Genomic DNA, 17143 nt, shown 5'->3' with positions numbered 1-17143 from the left:
GATGCCCGGCCTCACGCTACCTCCGGCGGCACGCCGCATTCCTCGGCGATGAGGAGGCGGAGCGCGTGGCTCAACGCAGCGACGGTCGCGTGCGCGTCGGGGAACGTCGTCGTCCCGATCGCCGTGACGGCGGAGAGGCCGCGCAGGGAATTGGTCATGACCACCGCCTCGGCGGCCAGGACCTCCTCGAGGGCGAGGGAGCGTTCCGCGGTCCCGATGCCGAGGGATTCCGCCAAGCCGAGAACCCGCGCGCGGACGATGCCGGGGAGCACGCCGTCCGACAGGGGCGGGGTGACGAGGCGCCCGTCCCATAGCGCGAACAGGTTGCCGGTCCCGGCGCAGGCGAGGTGGCCTTTGGTGTTGAGGAACAGGGCCTCGTCGAATCCCCGTGCCCTCGCCTCCCGGGCGGCGAGGACGGCGTCGAGATAGCCCAGCGTCTTGAGGCCGGAGCCCGGCGAGGTCTCGTTGCGGCGGATCGCGCTCGGATGGAGGGAGACCGGCGCGAACCCCGATCCGGCGCGGCGCGGCGCGGCGGTGATCCACCAGACCGGACGGGCGGGCTCCGGCGGGGCGAGGCCGCGCGGGCCGGATCCCCGCGTCACCGTGGTGCGGAGCGCGCCGTCGCCGATGGCGGCGGCGACGGTTCCCATCGCCTCCCCCAGGGCCTCCCCGTCGATGGCGAAACCGAGGGTGTCGGCCGAGGCAGCGAGACGGGCGAGATGCGCCTCCCGGAAGGCGATGCGGCCGCCGAGGCAGAGGGCGGTGTCGAAAAGGCCGTCCCCGAGGGTCAGGCCCCGGTCGGCGAGGTCGAAACCGTGGCGCGTCCCCTCGTGAAGGACGCCGTCAAACCACAGCATCGCGGGTCTCCCGCCACCGGCGCGCGAGATCGAGGAAGTTGCCGAACACCGCGTGGCCGTTCTCGGTCAGCACCGATTCCGGGTGGAACTGCACACCCATCGTCGGGTGGTGGCGATGCGACAGGGCCATCACCTCGCCCTCCCCCGATACGGCGTCGATGACGAGGGATTCGTCCATGCCCGGCTGCGCCGTGACGATGAGGGAATGGTAGCGGCCCACCTGCATCGGGTCGGGCAGGCCCGCGAACAGGCGCGCGCCGTCGTGGCGGATCGCCGTCGCCTGGCCGTGGAGGGGCCGCGCCGCCCGCTCGACCCGTCCGCCGAAGGCCGCGCCGATGGCCTGGTGCCCGAGGCAGACGCCGAGGATCGGGATCTCGCCGGACAGGGCCTCGATGGCGGGCAGGGTCACGCCAGCCTCGTTGGGGGTGCAGGGGCCCGGCGAAAGGATCAGCGCCTCTGGGGCGAGCGCGCGGATGCCGGCGACGTCGACGGCGTCGTTGCGCAGCACCCTCACCTCCTGGCCGAGCTCCTCCACGTAGCGCACCACGTTGAAGACGAAGGAATCGTAGTTGTCGACGACGAGGATCATGGCGTCCCGCTCTCGTTCCGGTCGGGTTCGAAGGCGGCGAAGACCCGCGCCGCCTTGGTCAGGGTCTCCTCGAATTCGGCGGCCGGGTCGGAGAGGAGCGTCACCCCTCCCCCCGCCTGGAGCACGGCGCGGGTCTCGTCCATGAACACGGTGCGGATGGCGATGGAGGTGTCCAGCGACCCGTCGAAGCCGAGGGCGCCGATGGCCCCGCAATAGAGCTCGCGGGCGTCGCCCTCGATCTCGGTGATGATGTCCATGGCCCGCAGTTTCGGCGCCCCGGTGATCGAGCCGCCGGGGAAGGTGGCGGCGATCAGGTCGATGGCGTCGTGGCCCTCGCGCAGGGTTCCCGTCACCACCGAGACGAGGTGGTGGACGGAGGCATAGGATTCGAGCCCGCACAGGACCGGCACCTTGACGCTGTGCGGTTCGCAGATGCGCGAGAGGTCGTTGCGCAGGAGGTCGACGATCATGATGTTCTCGGCCCGCTCCTTGACGTTGGCCCGGAGCGCCTCGGCGAGAGCCCTGTCCTCGGCGGGATCCTCGACCCGGCGCACGGTGCCCTTGATCGGCCGGGTCTCCACCGCCCTGCCCTGCAGCTTCATGAAGCGCTCGGGGCTGCTCGAGGCGATGGTGAGGGCACCGAAGGAGAGATAGGCGCCGAAGGTCGCCGGGTTGGTCTCGCGCAGGCGGTGATAGAGCGAGAAGGGATCGTATCCCGGCGGCAGCGCCGCCTCGAAGCGCTGGGCGATATTGGCCTGGTAGATGTCCCCGGCCCGGATGTAGTCGCGGACCTTCTCCACCGCCGCCTCGTAGGAGGCCCTGGTGAAGTTGGAGCGCCAGGCGAGGGGCGCCGCCTCTGTCACCTTCCCGGTGCCGCCGTCGCCGGCCGCCAGCAGCTCCGCGAAACGGTCGAGACGCACGCGCGCCCTCCCCGCCCGTGCGGCATCCGTCGTCTCCGGAAAGCCGGTGGCGATGAGCCGGCAGGTGCGGCTGTCATGGTCGATGGACAGGACCGTGTCGTAGAGGTTGAAGGCGATGTCGTCGGTGAGGCCGGCGCGGCGGGAAGGGGGCGTCACCCGCTCCAGGCAGGCGCCGAGGTCGTAGGCGAAGTAGCCGATGGCCCCGCCGGGAAAGCCGACGCCCTCGTCCCCGGCCAGCCGGTAGGGCGCGAGGCAGGCGCGCAGGGCCTCCAGGCCGGTTCCCTCGAGGGGGCGTCCGTCCAGCGTCGCGCGACCTTTTGCGTAGCGGAACCGCCCGAACGGGTCGGCGGCCACGATCGAGACGCGCCCCAGGGTCTCGTGGCGCATGGCGCTGTCGAGGAAAGCCAGCCCCGGCAGGGACGAGAACGCCTCCGCCGCCGCGACGGGATCGATGAAGGGGATCTCGCGGGTCCACATGATGCTGTCGGACTTAAGAGCTTCGCGCGGGCTGGGACACGGGCCCCTCCTGCGGCATGGTTTCCTGATCACGCGCCACAGGTGACACGGGTCGCGGTTCGACGGAAGCCGCGCGGCTTGCATGGGCCGTGCAGGCTGGCGGCATGGTGGCCGGAACCGCCGCCCTCGCAACCGCGCGAGGATGGGCGTATAGGAGGGCTGCAACCCGGCACCCTCCGCCCCGAGAATCACGGCCGGTCGAGTTTTCCTCGGCCGCGACCGACGAGCGACCATGACCGTACCCGTCACCCTTCCGACCCCGGCGAAAGCCGCGCCCAAGATCTCGTTCGTCTCCCTCGGCTGCCCCAAGGCCCTGGTGGATTCTGAGCGCATCCTCACGCATCTGCGGGCGGAAGGTTACGAGCTCGCCCGCCGGCACGACGGGGCGGACGTGGTCATCGTCAACACCTGCGGCTTCCTCGACTCGGCCAAGGCCGAATCGCTCTCGGCCATCGGCGAGGCCATGGCCGAGAACGGCCGCGTCATCGTCACCGGCTGCATGGGTGCGCAGCCCGAGGAAATTCGCGAAAAATACCCGAACCTGCTCGCGGTGACCGGGCCGCAGGCCTACGAATCGGTGGTGGCGGCGGTGCACGAGGCGGTGCCCCCGGCCCATGACCCGTTCCTCGACCTGGTCCCGCCGCAGGGGGTGAAGCTCACCCCGCGGCACTACGCCTACCTCAAGATTTCGGAGGGCTGCAACAACCGCTGCACCTTCTGCATCATCCCGTCCCTGCGCGGCGATCTCGTCAGCCGGCCCGCCGGCGACGTGTTGCGCGAGGCCGAGAAGCTGGTGAAGGCCGGCGTCAAGGAATTGCTGGTGGTCTCGCAGGACACCTCCGCCTACGGCGTCGATGTTCGCTACGCCACGAGTCCCTGGCGCGACCGTGAGGTGCGGGCGAAGTTCTACGATCTTTCCGCCGAACTTGGTGAGCTCGGCGCCTGGGTGCGGATGCACTACGTCTACCCCTACCCGCACGTGGACGACGTCATCCCACTGATGGCGGAGGGCAAGATCCTGCCCTATCTCGACATGCCGCTCCAGCATGCCTCGCCCTCCGTGCTCAAGCGCATGCGCCGGCCGGGCAACCAGGAGAAGCAGTTGGAGCGCATCCGGCGCTGGCGCGAGATCTGCCCGGATCTCGCCATCCGCTCGACCTTCATCGTCGGCTTCCCCGGCGAGACCGAGGCCGAGTTCGAGGAACTGCTGACCTGGATCGGGCAAGCCAAGCTCGAGCGCGTCGGCTGTTTCGAATACGAGCCCGTGGGCGGCGCGGTGGCCAACGGTCTCGGCGATCTCGTCCCGCCCGAGGTCAAGGCCGAGCGCAAGCGCCGCTTCATGGAGGCGCAGCAGGGAGTCTCGGCTCGCCTCCAGAAGGCGCGCGTGGGCAAGCGCCTGCCCGTCATCATCGACGAGGCCAATGGCGGCATCGCCAAGGGCCGCTCGAAATACGACGCGCCCGAGATCGACGGCAACGTCCACGTCACCTCGCGCCGGCCGCTCCGGGTCGGCGACATCGTCACCGTGAAGATCGAGCGGGCCGATGCCTACGATCTCTACGGCAGCGCGGTGTAGGATCGGGGCGACTGGCCCTGCCGGCTCGACCCCGGTGCGCAGCCCCTCTTGCGGGATGAGGGGATGCGGCCGCATCGGGGGGTTCAGGCTCTACCCGGCCTCGATCGCTCCGCTCGTGATCCGCCCGATCCCGGCCTCGCGCATGGTCGCCCAGGCCCGCTCCACCGACCCGTCCAGATCGATTCCCCGCACCGCATCCTCGATGACGGTGACGGCAAAGCCCGCGGCGCGGGCGTCGAGGGCCGTCCAGAGCACGCAATAATCGGTGGCGAGACCGGTGAGATAGAGGTGTTCGAACCCGCGCTCGCGCAGGTAGCCGTCGAGCCCCGTTCGCGTATTCCGGTCGGCCTCCAGGAAGGCCGAATAGCTGTCGGTATGGGCATGATAGCCCTTGCGCATGACCAGTTCGGCCCAATCGACGTGAAGCTCGGACGAGAAGCGGGCACCGGGCGAGCCCTCGACACAATGGTCGGGCCAGAGGACCTGAGGGCCGTAGGCGAGATCCACCGTCTCGAAGGGAGACTTCCCCGCATGGCTGGAGGCGAAGGAGACATGCCCGGCCGGATGCCAGTCCTGGGTCAGGACCACGTGCGGGAACAGGGCGGCGAGGCGGTTGATCGGGTCGATCACCGCATGGCCGTCCGGCACGGCGAGGGCCCCGCCGGGCAGGAAGTCGTTCTGGACGTCGACCACGAGGAGAAGGTCGCGCTCGCCTGGGGGCATCATCCGCCTCGTCCTGTCGTCGGGTGATCCCGTGATCCCGTGATCCCGGTATCCCCGGATCACGGGATGCTGGGATGCTGGGATCACGGGGTCATGATCGTGGCGCCCGTGGTCTGGCGTCCGGCCAGATCCTTGTGCACCAGCACCGCGTCGGCGAGTTTCGCCCGCGCATGGACGGGAATCTTCACCGCACCGCTCGCCACCACGCCGAACAGGTTCTCGGCCATGGAATCGAGGGTGGCCCGCGTCCCGGCATGGGCGAACAGGGAGGGGCGCGTCGCGAAGAGCGAGCCCTTCTGGCCGAGCACCGCCAGGTTGAAGTTCTCGACGGGGCCGGAGGCGGAGCCGAAGCTCACGAACATCCCCAGTGGGGCGATGCAGTCGAGGGAGGCCGGGAAGGTGTCCTTGCCGACGCCGTCATAGACGACGCGCACGCCCTTGCCCCCGGTGATCTCCTTCACCCGCGCGGCGAAATCCTCGTCGCGGTAGAGGATGACGTGGTCGCAGCCATTGGCCCGCGCCAGCTCCGCCTTCTCGGCCGAGCCCACCGTACCGATGACGGTGGCGCCGATCTGCTTGGCCCATTGGCAGGCGATGAGGCCGACGCCCCCGGCGGCGGCGTGGAACAGGATCGTGTCGCCCGGTTTCACCGGGCAGGTGCGGTGCAAAAGGTACTCCGCGGTGAGGCCCTTCAGCATCATCGCCGCGGCGGTGGCGTCGTCGACCCCATCGGCGAGATGCACCGCCGCGCTGGCATTGATCACCACCTCCTCGGCATAGGTGCCGGAGGCCGAGCCATAAGCCACCCGCTCACCCACCCGGAAGCCGGTGACGCCCTCGCCGATGGCGGTGACCTCACCCGCGCCCTCGTTACCGGGGGTGAAGGGAAGCTGCGGCGCCTTGTAGGCGCCAGAGCGGAAGTAGATGTCGATGAAGTTGACGCCGATGGCCGTCTGGCGGACGCGGATCTGGCCGGGGCCGGGCTCGCCGACGGTCACCTCCTCATAGCGCATCACCTCGGGCTCGCCGTATTCGTAGACCCGGATCGCCTTGGGCATCGTCGTCACTCCTCGTCTGTTCGATGGACGCGACATAAGCTGCCGGCGGTGAGGGGCAAGCCCGGCGCTGCCGAACCTGTTTCAGGCCTTTGGCGCGTCGCAGGTTTCAGGACACAAAACCGGGGACCACTTTTACGACATCTGTTCGGCCCGGGGCTCGCGCGGGCGGCATGGCCATTGCAAAATTCGCCCGGCTCACGCGCGAGAGGCCGGGCGGTGTTCCCCGGCAGCCGAGACGGAGGGTGGCAGCGTCCCATGGAAGAGATCGTCTGGATCAGGCCCGCCGATTACGACCCCGCCGTCATCGCGGGGCTCGTGTTCCAGCCGGAGCCGGACCTTCCCGCCTTCGAGGTCATGGACCGCTGCCGGGTGGTGATGATGTTCAAGGCCGGGTCCGCCTGGGAGATCAGGCCGTTCACGCAACTCACCCTGAAGATCGTCGAGGAGCCGGCACTCTGAGACCTTTCACGGGATGCGGGACAGTTCCCGGTCGCGGCGAATCGCCAGGAGATCCAGAACCGCGAGAACGAGCCAGGGGCCTGCGATCCCGATGAAGAATGCCATGGTGACCTCTCCTGTCCCGGCGATCATTCGACGTCGCCGCATCGGACGATAGGGCACGATCCGGCAGTCGGCAAACGGGAGTTCGGGCCCGTCGCATCCCCTTTGCCCGCGAGGTGCCTCAGGGCCGTCCGGCAGCGTCCAGGATCAGCTTGGCGATCGTGTCGGGCTGGGAGATCAGCGACAGGTGGCTCGCCTTCACCTCGATCGTCGTGGCGCCCATTCTCTTCGCCATGAAGCGTTCGAGATCGGGATCGATCGTCCGGTCCTCCGTGGAGACGGCGTAGAAGCTCGGCTTCGAGCGCCAGGCCGCCCGGGTGGTCCTGCCCGCGAGCAGCGCCTTCGCGAAAGGCTGTTGCACCGCATAGAGCACCTTCGCCTTCGCCTCGGGAAGGTCGCCGGCGAAGTCGCGCAGGAAGGCCGCCTCGCTAAGGCGCCCGTACTCTCCCTCGAAGACGATACCGGCGCTGGCGGGCGGTGTCGGAAAGGTCCTCGCCAGGGCGGCGTAATCCTCGCCGGCATCCGGCGCACGGGCCGCCACGTAGACGAGGGCGGATACGTTCGGATCGGTGCCGGCTTCCGAGACGATCATGCCGGCGAAGGAATGGCCGACGAGCACGGTCGGGCCATCCTGCCGCGCCAGCACCCGTTGCACCGAGGCCACCGCCTCGTCGAGGGTGGTCAGCGGGTTCTGCACGGAGGTGACCGCGAGGCCCGCCCGCTGGAGACGCGCGATGACCTCCGACCAGCACGACCCGTCGGCGAAGAGGCCGTGGACGAGGACGACGTTCCGCGCCGGCGGCGGAGCCGACTTGGCCGAATCCGCCTCGGCCGAGTCCGCTTTGGCCGAGTTGCCGACGAGCGGGAATGCGGCACCGGCGGCTGCGAGTGTCAGGAAGGTTCGACGATCCATCGGAAGGCTCCCGTCGTATCGGATGTCGCGGCATTGGCCGCCCGCACCACGAGAAAGTCCAGGCCATCGGGAACCGCGATGATCCTGGCGAACCTCACACCAGGCCGGTCAGGTAGTAGATCCCGATGACGAGGAAGACCGCGCTCGTCTTGAGCACGGTGATCGCGAAGATGTCGGCATAGGACTGCCGGTGGGTGAGGCCGGTGACCGAGAGCAGGGTGATGACGGCACCGTTATGGGGCAGGGTGTCCATGCCGCCGCTCGCCATGGCGGCCACCCGATGCAGCACCTCCATGGGGATGTGGGCTGCCTGCGCCGCCGCGATGAAGGTGGAGGACATGGCGGCGAGGGCGATGCTCAGCCCCCCGGAGGCCGAGCCGGTGATGCCGGCGAGCGCCGTCACCGTCACCGCCTCGTTCACCAAGGGGTTGGGGATGGCCGACAGGGCCTCGCGGATGACGATGAATCCCGGCAGGGCCGCGATGACGGCGCCGAACCCGTATTCGGAGGCGGTGTTCATGGCCGCCAGGAGGGAGCCCGCCACCGCCGCGCGGCTGCCCTCGGCGAAGCGCGTCGAGACCGGCTTCCAGGCGAAGACGAAGACCGTGAGGATGCCGGCCAGCAGCGCCAGCTCCACCGCCCAGATCGCGGTGACCGACGAGACCGTGGTGACGATGGGCTTGTCGAGCCCCGCCAGCATGGTCTCGGTCTTCGCCCCGTAGAGGCGCGGGATGAGCGCGGTGAAGGCGAGGTTCGAGAGGCCGACCACGACGAGCGGCAGCAGCGCCACCAGGGGATGCGCCAGGGCTTCGTCGGAGAGGGGTGTCGGCTCGTTGGTATGGCCGCTGCCGTAGCCCTCTCCCCTGGCCTTGGCCGAGGCGATGCGCCGGTCGAGATAGGCGACGCCGACGACGAGGATGAAGGCGGCGCCGATCAGCCCGAGCCAGGGGGCGGCCCAGGTGTTGGTGCCGAAGAAGGTGGTGGGGATGATGTTCTGGATCTGCGGCGTGCCGGGCAGCGCGTCCATCGTGTAGGAGAAGGCGCCAAGCGCGATGGTGCCGGGGATGAGGCGCTTGGGGATCCCGCTCAGCCGGAAGGCTTCCGCCGCGAAGGGATAGACCGCGAACACCACGACGAAGAGCGAGACGCCGCCATAGGTGAGCAGGTTGCACACCAGCACGATGGAGAGCACGGCCCGGCGCGGACCCACGAGATCGATCACCGCCGTGACGATGGAGCGCGAAAAACCCGACAGCTCGATGACCTTGCCGAACACCGCGCCGAGGAGGAAGACCGGCAGGTACAGCTTCACGAAGCCGACCATCTTCTCCATGAACAGGCCGGAGAAGACCGGCAGCACGGCGGAGGGATCGGTGAGGAGCACGGCGAGGAGCGCCGCCACCGGGGCGAACAGGATGACGCTGAAGCCGCGATAGGCGACGAGCATCAGGAATCCGAGCGCCAGCAGCGCGATGGCGAGGCTCATGACGACGCTCTCATGATGGGCAACCTCCGGCACTCTGGTCCTGTCAGGGCATGCAGCTGATGCTAGAAGCCGCAGCGTGGCAATGCCACAGCGCGGTGATCCGAGACGGACGCCCCCTATTTGAAACGGCAGCGGTCCGGTCGGTGCCGCTTCGACTGGTCTGGTGAGGGCGCCCCTCGCCGAGGAGCGATGCATGGATTCGTCCCCTCCCCGTTTCGACGTGGCCGTCGTCGGCGCAGGTGCCGCCGGGCTCGGTCTCGCCCTGGCCCTGGCCCGGGAGGGCATCGCCACGGCCCTGGTGGGCCGGCATGCTCCCGTCGCCGATGGGCGCACGGTCGCCCTCCTCGATGGGTCGGTGCGCTTCCTCGACGCGCTGGGGGCATGGGCGGAGATCGCGCCGCACGCGGCCCCCCTGGCCGAACTCCATATCGTCGATGACACGGGCAGCCTGTTCCGCCCGCCGCCGGCCCGGTTCGTGTCCACCGAGATCGGTCTTGCCGCCTTCGGCTGGAACGTGGAGAGCGCGCGCCTCGTGGAATCCCTGCGGTCGCGGGCGCGCTCGACCTCTGGCCTGACCCTGTTCGAGAGCGACGCGGTGGGGCTCGAGCGGGATGCCGACGAGGCCCGGATCATCCTGGAGGAGGGCGCGTCCATCGCTGCCCGCCTCGTCGTCGGCGCGGACGGCGCGCGCTCGCGCATGCGGGAGCGGGCCGGCATCGCCACCAGGGACTGGTCCTACCCGCAGGCCGCCATCACCACGCTGCTGGCCCACGAGCGCCCGCACCGGGACGTCTCCACCGAGTTCCATACCCGGCAGGGACCGTTCACCCTGGTCCCCCTTCCCGGCGGACACCGCTCCAGTCTCGTCTGGGTCACGGGCGCGCAGGCGGCGGAGCGCCTTGCCGAACGGCCCGATGCCGATCTCGCGCGCGCCATCGAGGACCGGGCCCAGGCCATGCTCGGGGCCATGCGCATCGACGGACCGCGCGGCCTCGTGCCCATGCGCGGCCTTTCCGTCGCCTCCCCCGTCGGGCCACGCATCGCCCTTATCGGCGAGGCGGCGCATGCCTTCCCGCCCATCGGCGCGCAGGGGCTCAATCTCGGCCTGCGCGATGCGGCGGCGCTGCGCGACAGCGTCCTGGCCGCGATCTCGGACGGGCGCGATCCCGGCTCGCGCCATGCGCTGTCCGGCTTCGCTCGCTCGCGGTCGCTGGATGCCCGCCTGCGCACGGCGGCGGTGGACACCCTCAACCGCAGCCTGCTCACCGCCCTCCTCCCCGTCGACGCCCTGCGCGGCCTCGGCCTCCTGGCCATGACCACGATCGGCCCCTTGCGCCGTATCGTCATGCGCGAGGGGGTGCTGCCGCGCCTGGGCGCACCCTCGCTGATGCGGTGACGATCAGCGCCGGGCGAGACTCGTCGGCGTCTCCGCCGTCCCGAGGCCATGGCCCGTCGATCCGGTGGGGATCGAGGCGGCGGGGGTTCCGCGGCTGAACGCGATGCCGTCGCGCCCGAGGCGTTCGCCATGGGCGAACAGGGCCTTCATGTAATCCTGGTCGAAGGGCGCGGACGTGGTGCGCGTGAACCGGTTGTCGATCTCGGCCACCTCGAGATCGAGGCCGTCGCGCTCGGCGAAACGCTCCGTGAGGGCGAGCGCCGCGCGGGTCTGAGCCTTGATCGCGGCCGACATCGACCGCCCGAGCACGCTCAGGGTCGTGCGGGTGGCCATCTGGAAGTCCGGCGTCACCGTGTTGTTGACGACGAGGTAGACCGTGCTCGCGGGAAGCCTCACCCTGGCCCTGCCGAGGATCGCGGCTTCCGGCGCCAGGTAGAACGGCGCGGTGGTGCCGCCATCGGCATGCATCTCCTGGAAGCGCTTTCCGTCCGTGCCGACCGCGTCGATCATCACCGGCGGGAACACGCCCGGCACCGCCGAGGAGGCGAGGATGATCGAGCGGAACAGGTCGAGCGCCCTGGGGCTGCCCTCCGAGGCGATGGCGCCCATGTCCCACAGGACCGGGCGCTCGCTGTCCACCGCCGTGGTCGCCACCAGCAGGCGCCGTCCCTTGGCATGCTCGGCGGCGATGTCGGTGAGAAGCCGGCCCGTCACCATCCGTTCGATCCGGCGCTTGAGCGGCCAGGTATCGGTGAGGGCCTCGCTGGTGCCGCCGAACTCGAACACGTCGGCGGCGGAGATCTCGGTATAGGCCCGCGCCAGCGTCGCATCGGCGCTGGAGCCGAGGAAGGCGAAGGGCGCGATCATCGCCCCCGTGCTCACCCCGGTGATGATGCCGAAATCGGGCCGGTTGCCTGCCTTCGACCAGCCGTTGAGGAGGCCGGCGGCGAAGGCCCCGTTCTCGCCGCCGCCCGACAGAACCAGCCACGGATCGGATGCCGCGCTCGCCCCGTCGATGAGGCCCTGGAATGCCTTGGTGTCGTCGGCCGCGATCCGTAGCTGGCCCTTCAGGCCGTCGGGCCGGGCCTCGGCCGCGTTGCCGGCCGTGAACGGCACGCGCTCGGATGCTCTGGCAGGCGGTGCCTTGGACGGATCCCTGGAGGAGACGGATTTCGCCGGGGCGCCCGCATGGGCCGGGGCGGCCTCGCCCGGTGCAGCGATACCGAGCATGGCGACCATGCCGGCTGCGTAGAGAAGGCCGTGTGGGGTCGATAATCCGGACATGAGAGTGTCCTTGGTTCGTCTCGAACGCCCGCCTCGGCTGGGAGAACCCGGCGTTCACCGGCCGGTTCCGGTCCGCGGACCCTCCCCTTGCACCGAACATGCGCCAGCGCACGTCGTTAGGAAAGCGGTCTTCCCCTGAAACCCGCCTTTACGCGGAGGTTAACCTTGACTAACCGCTTCGAGGCGAGAGCATCGTCCTGACAATCAGTTCTGGTTTTCGGGAAAGATGATGTGGTGCCAACACCCTATGTCGACGTCCTGAATACGATATGCAGGTCGACGACCACCCATAGCCGGAGCCCGAGACCCGATGAAATTGCCGCGCCGTTTCTTCCAGCCGCTCGCCACAGGCGCCCCGGCCCCGTTCCGTGACCTGCCGGTGAAGCTGGAGCGGATGATCCACTTCGTGCCGCCGCACAACGACAAGGTCCGCGCCCGCGTACCGGAGCTCGCCGCCACCGTCGACGTGGTGCTCGGCAACCTCGAGGACGCGGTGCCCGTCGACCAGAAGGAGGCCGCCCGCAAGGGCTTCGTCGCCATGGCGCAGGCGACCGATTTCGCCGCCTCCGGCACCGGCCTGTGGACCCGTATCAACGCCCTCAACAGCCCCTGGATTCTCGACGACCTGTTCGAGATCGTGGCGAATGTCGGCGACAAGCTCGACGTGGTGATGGTGCCCAAGGTCGAGGGGCCGTGGGACATCCACTACATCGACCAGCTGCTCGCCCAGCTGGAAGCCAGGCACGGCGTGACCAAGCCGATCCTCGTCCACGCCATCCTGGAGACGGCGGAAGGGGTCGCCAATGTCGATGCCATCGCCTCCGCCTCCCCGCGCATGCACGGCATGAGCCTCGGCCCGGCCGATCTCGCGGCGTCCCGCGGCATGAAGACCACCCGGGTCGGCGGCGGCCACCCGGATTACCGGGTCATCGCCGACCCGTCCTCGGACGGCGCGGCCCGGGCGAGCGCCCAGCAGGACCTCTGGCACTACACGATTGCGAAGATGGTCGATGCCTGCATGGCCAACGGCCTCAAGGCCTTCTACGGCCCGTTCGGCGACTTCTCCGATGGGGATGCCTGCGAGGCCCAGTTCCGCAACGCCTTCCTCATGGGCTGCGCCGGCGCCTGGACCCTGCATCCGAACCAGGTCGCCATCGCCAAGCGCGTCTTCGCCCCCGATCCGGCGGAGGTCGCCTTCGCGGTGCGGATCGTCGAGGCGATGCCGGACGGCACCGGCGCGGTGATGCTCGACGGCAAGATGCAGGACGACGCCACCTGGAAACAGGCCAAGGTCATCGTCGACCTCGCCCGGCTGGTGGCCGAGAAGGACCCGGAATTGGCCAAGACCTACGGCCTGAAGTGACCGATTGCCCGAAGTGACCTGCGGCCTGAACCGGGACGGTTTCCGGTGGATCCCCTCTCCCCGCATGCGGGGAGAGGGGGGAGCGGCGGCTTCCGAGACGGCTCCTTGCGGTGCGGCGTCGCAAAGCCGCCGATGACAAGAGGTCCGAGGGTGCTTATTTTGGTTCCATGACCGACACGATTTCATCCGAACCGATGATGCGCACCGCCAAGTTCGGCCTCGGCGCCGTGGTGCGCCACCGGATCTACCCGTTCCGCGGCGTCGTCTTCGACGTGGACCCGGTCTTCGACAACACCGAGGAATGGTGGCTGGCGATTCCCGAGGAGGTCCGGCCGCGCAAGGACCAGCCGTTCTACCACCTCCTCGCCGAGAACGCGGAGAGCGAGTACGTGGCCTATGTCTCCGAACAGAACCTCGTTCCCGACACGTCCGGCGAGGCCCTGCGCCACGCCGGCATTCCGGAGGTGTTCGAGCGGGACTCGGACGGCGCCTACCGCCTCCGGAGCGCGCACGCGAACTGAGCGCCGGACAGCCCGTCGGCACGGGGCTCCCTCGTCGAGGACGCGCATGAAAAAAGGCCGGGCGGTGGTGAGCCCGGCCTTTTCTCGTCCGTGAAACGGGTCCGTTGCCTGGTATCAGGGCTTCGGAGCGGCGGTGCCGGCGGCGGCACCGGCGGCGTTCTGCTTCTCGAGGTTCTTGCGCATGTCTTCGCTGCGCTTCTCGAGCTCGGCCTGGAGCTTCTTCTGCTGCTCCTCCAGCACCTTCGGATCCACGGCCGGACCATCGAAGGCCTTGCCGAAGCCGGCCAGCGGCACGGCGAAGGTCACTTCGCGCTGGGCCTGGTTCTGGACGCTGATGTTGAGGGTGGTGCCCTTCTTGAGCGCATTCACGAGATCGGCGCCGACATTGCCGGCCTCGGCAAAGCAGCCGTTGGGGAAGCACACGGCGAACTTGCCCGGGGTCGCCTGCTGGCCGTCGACGGTGAAGCGGATGCCGGGGCCGAGGAGCAGGCCGAGCGGCAGCAGATAACGCACCACGCGCACGCTCTGCTGGGCGTTCTTCATGTCGTAGACCGCCACGGCGAGGACCGGCTGGCCCTGGTCGGAGACGAAGTCGCGGGTCGTGTAGCAGACGTCGGTGCTGGTGTTCTGGTCCTTGCCGCAGACCTTGGTCCAATCGGCCTGGGACGGCTCGGACTTCACGGCGACGATCTGCGGGCCGGCCGGCTGCTGGGCGGCCGGGGTCTGGGGGGCCGGAGCCGCCGGGGCCGGGGCAGTCGGAGCGGCGGCCTTGCCCTTCGGAGCCTGGGCGAAGGCCGGTGCCGCCAGGCCCGCATTGCCCATCATGCCGGCCAGGGCGAGAATCGCGGCGGCGCGCATCGGGCGCGCGGGACGGTTGGCAAAGAACATCAGCTCTGACCCCTTGGATATCGCGAATGACGAAGGAATGCTGCGGCTCTCGAGCCCAGCAAGACGTTTCCTGAACTCGATGGTGCGGATCGAAACCCGCGGACGGTGTTCGGTCGAGCCCTCGCCGCCCTGGTCCGCGCGGTCAAGCCCTCGGCGCGCGCAAATTGCCCGTTCCCGGAGCTTGGATGGCCAACCTGGCCCGCCAAGGCGCCGGACGGGGCGCTGAACGTCTCGAACCCGCTCGAACGACCGGGCGGCCTGCTTCCCTGCGGAATGCGGCGAAGACATGACACCTGTCTCGTCCGGAGAAGCCCGATCGTCCCCGTTCCGCTCCTCGGCACGCATCGTCGTCCGCCGAACGCGCCGAGGCCGGCCATCGGTGGGGATCGGCGTCGCTCGGTCTTAAGCAAGATTTAACCCTAACCGTTCATGACCGGAGGGCACGAGGAGTCGATGCGCGCGGGGAGTTGAGGCGGAGGTGTCGGCGCAGCCAGCGATCATGTCCTTTCGTGACGCCCTCCCCCTCGACGTACCGGCGGACGGGCCCGCTGCGCCGAGCCGGCGGTCGGAGACCATCAGGCCCGGCCTGTGCACCTTGCTGGCGGCGACCGCCCACGCCGATCCCGCCCGTGTCGCCTTCGTCGATCCGAAGGACAAGGCCGCATGGTCCGGGCGCGCGCCCATCACCTGGACCTATGGGGCCGCGGCCGAGATCGTCGCGCGCCTCGCCAGCGGAATGCGACAATGGCGCCTGGCTCCGGCCAGCCGCGTCGGCCTCATCGCCGCTCCTGGGTCCGAGACCCTGCTGTCCTACCTCGCCATCGAGGCCGCGGGCCATATTCCCTGCCTGCTGCCCCTGACATGGGACGAGGATGCCCTCGTGGCCGGCATCCAGGCCGCCGGTATCCAGGCGGTGCTCACCCAGTCCCAGGTCGCGGGAACGCTGCCGGCCGAGTGCCTGCGCCAGGCGGCCGTGCGCTATTTCGGACTGCGCTACCTCGCCGCCTTCGGGCCGGAGGTGCCCGATGGCGTCATCAGCCTCGACGGCATGGTCCTCGACGGACGCGGCGGTCCGTTCGCACCGGAGAGTGCCGGGCTCGTCACCTTCGCCGCCGCCGATCCCGCACAGCCCGTCTATCGTCCCGCCGATGCGCTGATCGCCACCATCGCCGTCCATCTCGCCACGGCCCGGATCGCCCCGCGCGAGCGCATCCTGACCCTCCTCGCTCCGGTGGATCTGAGGGGGCTCGTCACCGGTCTCGGCGCCGCCCTCGTGGCGGGGGCCGGCCTGGAGATGTTCGGGCCGTTCGATGCCGGCCGCTTCGCCGAAGCCCTGGCCCGGCCGGGGCCGACCCATCTCGTCGCGCCGGCCGCCCTCGAACGCAATCTGGCCGCGAGCCGCAGCCCTGACGGGCTCGATTCCGTCGTGCTGGCCCATCGGTTGCCGACCCGCCTTCATGCCCGGCTGCTGGCGCCGGCCTCCGGCCATGGTCCGCAACGGGTGGTCGATGTCCTCGCCTTCGACGAATCGGCCCTCCTCACCGCCTCGCGGGCCGACGGGGATCTCGCTCACTTCCTCGCGGACGCTCACCCGCTGGCGCCGTTTCCGGCCCTGCTCGATATCGCCCGGGACGAGGACGGGCGATTCGCTTTCCGGGGGCGCGCCTCCAAGGCCAGCCCATTGCAGCGCGGAATTCCGCCGGACAAAGCCGCCGATCTCTGGAGCGCGGTGCCCTTCGCGGCGAAAATATTTGCCGGCCGAGCAACCGAGATCGTGCGCTACTGAGCGTCCCGGCATCGGGTTTTGCCCAACATCCACCGCTTTCACGCACGGGTGCGCGGCGGGCGCGAACGGCCGGGATCCGGAGGATCTGACAAAGGAAATCCGCTTTTTAGAACAGTATCTTGCCGCGATCCTCCGATGTGCGATGTGAAGGGAGCCGAGGGCGTCACGTCGCCGCCCGACCCTGAGCGATCGACCGGGTGTCAGGAGTATTTTCGCCCCGCAGCCGGCGAACCATCCGGGCTGACGTGTGTTATCGCACAGGTCCCTTCCCAAGGGGCGATTGATGGGCTAACCCTGACAGTCATGAGTGCGCTGCAACAAGTGTTGGTCGTCGATGATGGTCACCGCGCCATCGATCACTCCCTCGCCGCCGAGCTCGCCGAGCTGGGTTATGCGAGCGTGACCGCATCCCTCGAGGCCGCCGACGACGTTCTCGCCGTCATCGCCCGCCCCGCGGCCATCCTCCTTCAGACCTCGTCCCGCCTCGACCCGGCCTATGCCATGCTCTCGGATCGCCTGCGCGAGCAGATGCAGCAGGCGGGCATCCCCGTGATCGTCATCGATGGTGTGACGGGACGTGGCGGCGGTTCCGCGATCGACCTGCAGAGCCGCATCGGACCCTATGTCCTGAACGAGCCGGATCTCTGAGACAGACGATGAGATGGTCGTTGTAAGCGGCTCATCAAGAATAAGAATTTATCTGCGA

General features: G+C 69.4%; 16 protein-coding genes. 7 read left to right on the top strand and 9 right to left on the bottom strand.

Features of this window, described 5'->3' with window-relative positions:
* Positions 1-11: 11 nt before the first annotated feature.
* The 3 genes from MKK51_RS19765 to pabB are packed head-to-tail and all read right to left on the bottom strand — an operon-like array spanning position 12 to position 2843.
* On the bottom strand, positions 12-857 hold the full coding sequence (locus MKK51_RS19765; RefSeq protein ID WP_243979969.1) for an aminotransferase class IV: 846 nt from the start codon (positions 855-857) through the stop codon (positions 12-14).
* The gene (locus MKK51_RS19760; protein WP_243979967.1) at positions 844-1446 is read right to left on the bottom strand and encodes an anthranilate synthase component II; all 603 of its coding nucleotides are present in this window, start codon (positions 1444-1446) and stop codon (positions 844-846) included. Before MKK51_RS19760 ends, MKK51_RS19765 begins: the two co-directional genes overlap by 14 nt.
* Positions 1443-2843 (bottom strand): aminodeoxychorismate synthase component I, encoded by a 1401-nt coding sequence (gene pabB, locus MKK51_RS19755; RefSeq protein ID WP_243979965.1) that lies wholly within the window; start codon positions 2841-2843, stop codon positions 1443-1445. Before pabB ends, MKK51_RS19760 begins: the two co-directional genes overlap by 4 nt.
* A 271-nt stretch (positions 2844-3114) precedes the next feature.
* On the opposite strand from pabB, the gene rimO reads away from it, so the two are divergent.
* A complete protein-coding gene (rimO, locus tag MKK51_RS19750) occupies positions 3115-4458 on the top strand; it encodes a 30S ribosomal protein S12 methylthiotransferase RimO (protein WP_243979963.1) in 1344 nt (447 codons plus the stop codon).
* 90 nt (positions 4459-4548) lie between these two features.
* Here the strand turns inward: rimO and pncA are convergent, their stop codons facing one another.
* The gene (pncA, locus tag MKK51_RS19745; protein ID WP_243979961.1) at positions 4549-5184 is read right to left on the bottom strand and encodes a bifunctional nicotinamidase/pyrazinamidase; all 636 of its coding nucleotides are present in this window, start codon (positions 5182-5184) and stop codon (positions 4549-4551) included.
* Positions 5185-5264: 80 nt separating this feature from the next.
* Entirely contained in the window at positions 5265-6239 is a 975-nt protein-coding gene (locus MKK51_RS19740; protein ID WP_243979959.1) for a quinone oxidoreductase family protein, read from the bottom strand.
* Between the two features lie 255 nt (positions 6240-6494).
* Here MKK51_RS19740 and MKK51_RS19735 point away from each other — a divergent pair, with 255 nt between their 5' ends.
* On the top strand, positions 6495-6698 hold the full coding sequence (locus MKK51_RS19735; protein ID WP_243979957.1) for a hypothetical protein: 204 nt from the start codon (positions 6495-6497) through the stop codon (positions 6696-6698).
* 223 nt (positions 6699-6921) lie between these two features.
* Here the strand turns inward: MKK51_RS19735 and MKK51_RS19730 are convergent, their stop codons facing one another.
* On the bottom strand, positions 6922-7713 hold the full coding sequence (locus tag MKK51_RS19730; RefSeq protein ID WP_243979955.1) for an alpha/beta fold hydrolase: 792 nt from the start codon (positions 7711-7713) through the stop codon (positions 6922-6924).
* 94 nt (positions 7714-7807) lie between these two features.
* Positions 7808-9199 (bottom strand): GntP family permease, encoded by a 1392-nt coding sequence (locus MKK51_RS19725; RefSeq protein WP_243979953.1) that lies wholly within the window; start codon positions 9197-9199, stop codon positions 7808-7810.
* 193 nt (positions 9200-9392) lie between these two features.
* Here MKK51_RS19725 and MKK51_RS19720 point away from each other — a divergent pair, with 193 nt between their 5' ends.
* A complete protein-coding gene (locus MKK51_RS19720) occupies positions 9393-10595 on the top strand; it encodes an FAD-dependent monooxygenase (protein ID WP_243979951.1) in 1203 nt (400 codons plus the stop codon).
* A 3-nt stretch (positions 10596-10598) separates the two neighbouring features.
* On the opposite strand, the gene MKK51_RS19715 is transcribed toward MKK51_RS19720, so the two are convergent.
* Complete coding sequence (locus MKK51_RS19715) at positions 10599-11879, bottom strand: patatin-like phospholipase family protein (protein WP_243979942.1); 1281 nt, start codon at positions 11877-11879, stop codon at positions 10599-10601.
* A gap of 310 nt (positions 11880-12189) precedes the next feature.
* Between MKK51_RS19715 and MKK51_RS19710 the strand changes: the two genes are divergently transcribed.
* Together MKK51_RS19710 and hspQ are read left to right on the top strand one after the other, a co-directional pair.
* Positions 12190-13242: an HpcH/HpaI aldolase/citrate lyase family protein gene (locus tag MKK51_RS19710; RefSeq protein ID WP_243979941.1), complete on the top strand. Its 1053-nt coding sequence runs from the start codon at positions 12190-12192 to the stop codon at positions 13240-13242.
* A 167-nt stretch (positions 13243-13409) separates the two neighbouring features.
* Positions 13410-13763, top strand: a complete 354-nt coding sequence (hspQ, locus tag MKK51_RS19705) for a heat shock protein HspQ (RefSeq protein WP_243979934.1) — start codon at positions 13410-13412, stop codon at positions 13761-13763.
* 114 nt (positions 13764-13877) lie between these two features.
* Here hspQ and MKK51_RS19700 read toward each other — a convergent pair whose 3' ends face one another.
* A complete protein-coding gene (locus MKK51_RS19700; protein WP_243979932.1) occupies positions 13878-14651 on the bottom strand; it encodes an invasion associated locus B family protein in 774 nt (257 codons plus the stop codon).
* A 499-nt stretch (positions 14652-15150) separates the two neighbouring features.
* Here MKK51_RS19700 and MKK51_RS19695 point away from each other — a divergent pair, with 499 nt between their 5' ends.
* Together MKK51_RS19695 and MKK51_RS19690 are read left to right on the top strand one after the other, a co-directional pair.
* Positions 15151-16437: an AMP-binding protein gene (locus MKK51_RS19695; protein WP_243979930.1), complete on the top strand. Its 1287-nt coding sequence runs from the start codon at positions 15151-15153 to the stop codon at positions 16435-16437.
* Positions 16438-16740: 303 nt separating this feature from the next.
* Positions 16741-17085, top strand: a complete 345-nt coding sequence (locus tag MKK51_RS19690; RefSeq protein ID WP_313898821.1) for a hypothetical protein — start codon at positions 16741-16743, stop codon at positions 17083-17085.
* Positions 17086-17143: the final 58 nt, after the last annotated feature.

It is taken from the genome of Methylobacterium sp. E-045, from assembly GCF_022829685.1.
Classification (GTDB): domain Bacteria; phylum Pseudomonadota; class Alphaproteobacteria; order Rhizobiales; family Beijerinckiaceae; genus Methylobacterium.
The sequence above is the reverse complement of the archived record's forward strand: the minus strand, read 5'-3'. Positions and strand labels throughout refer to the sequence as shown.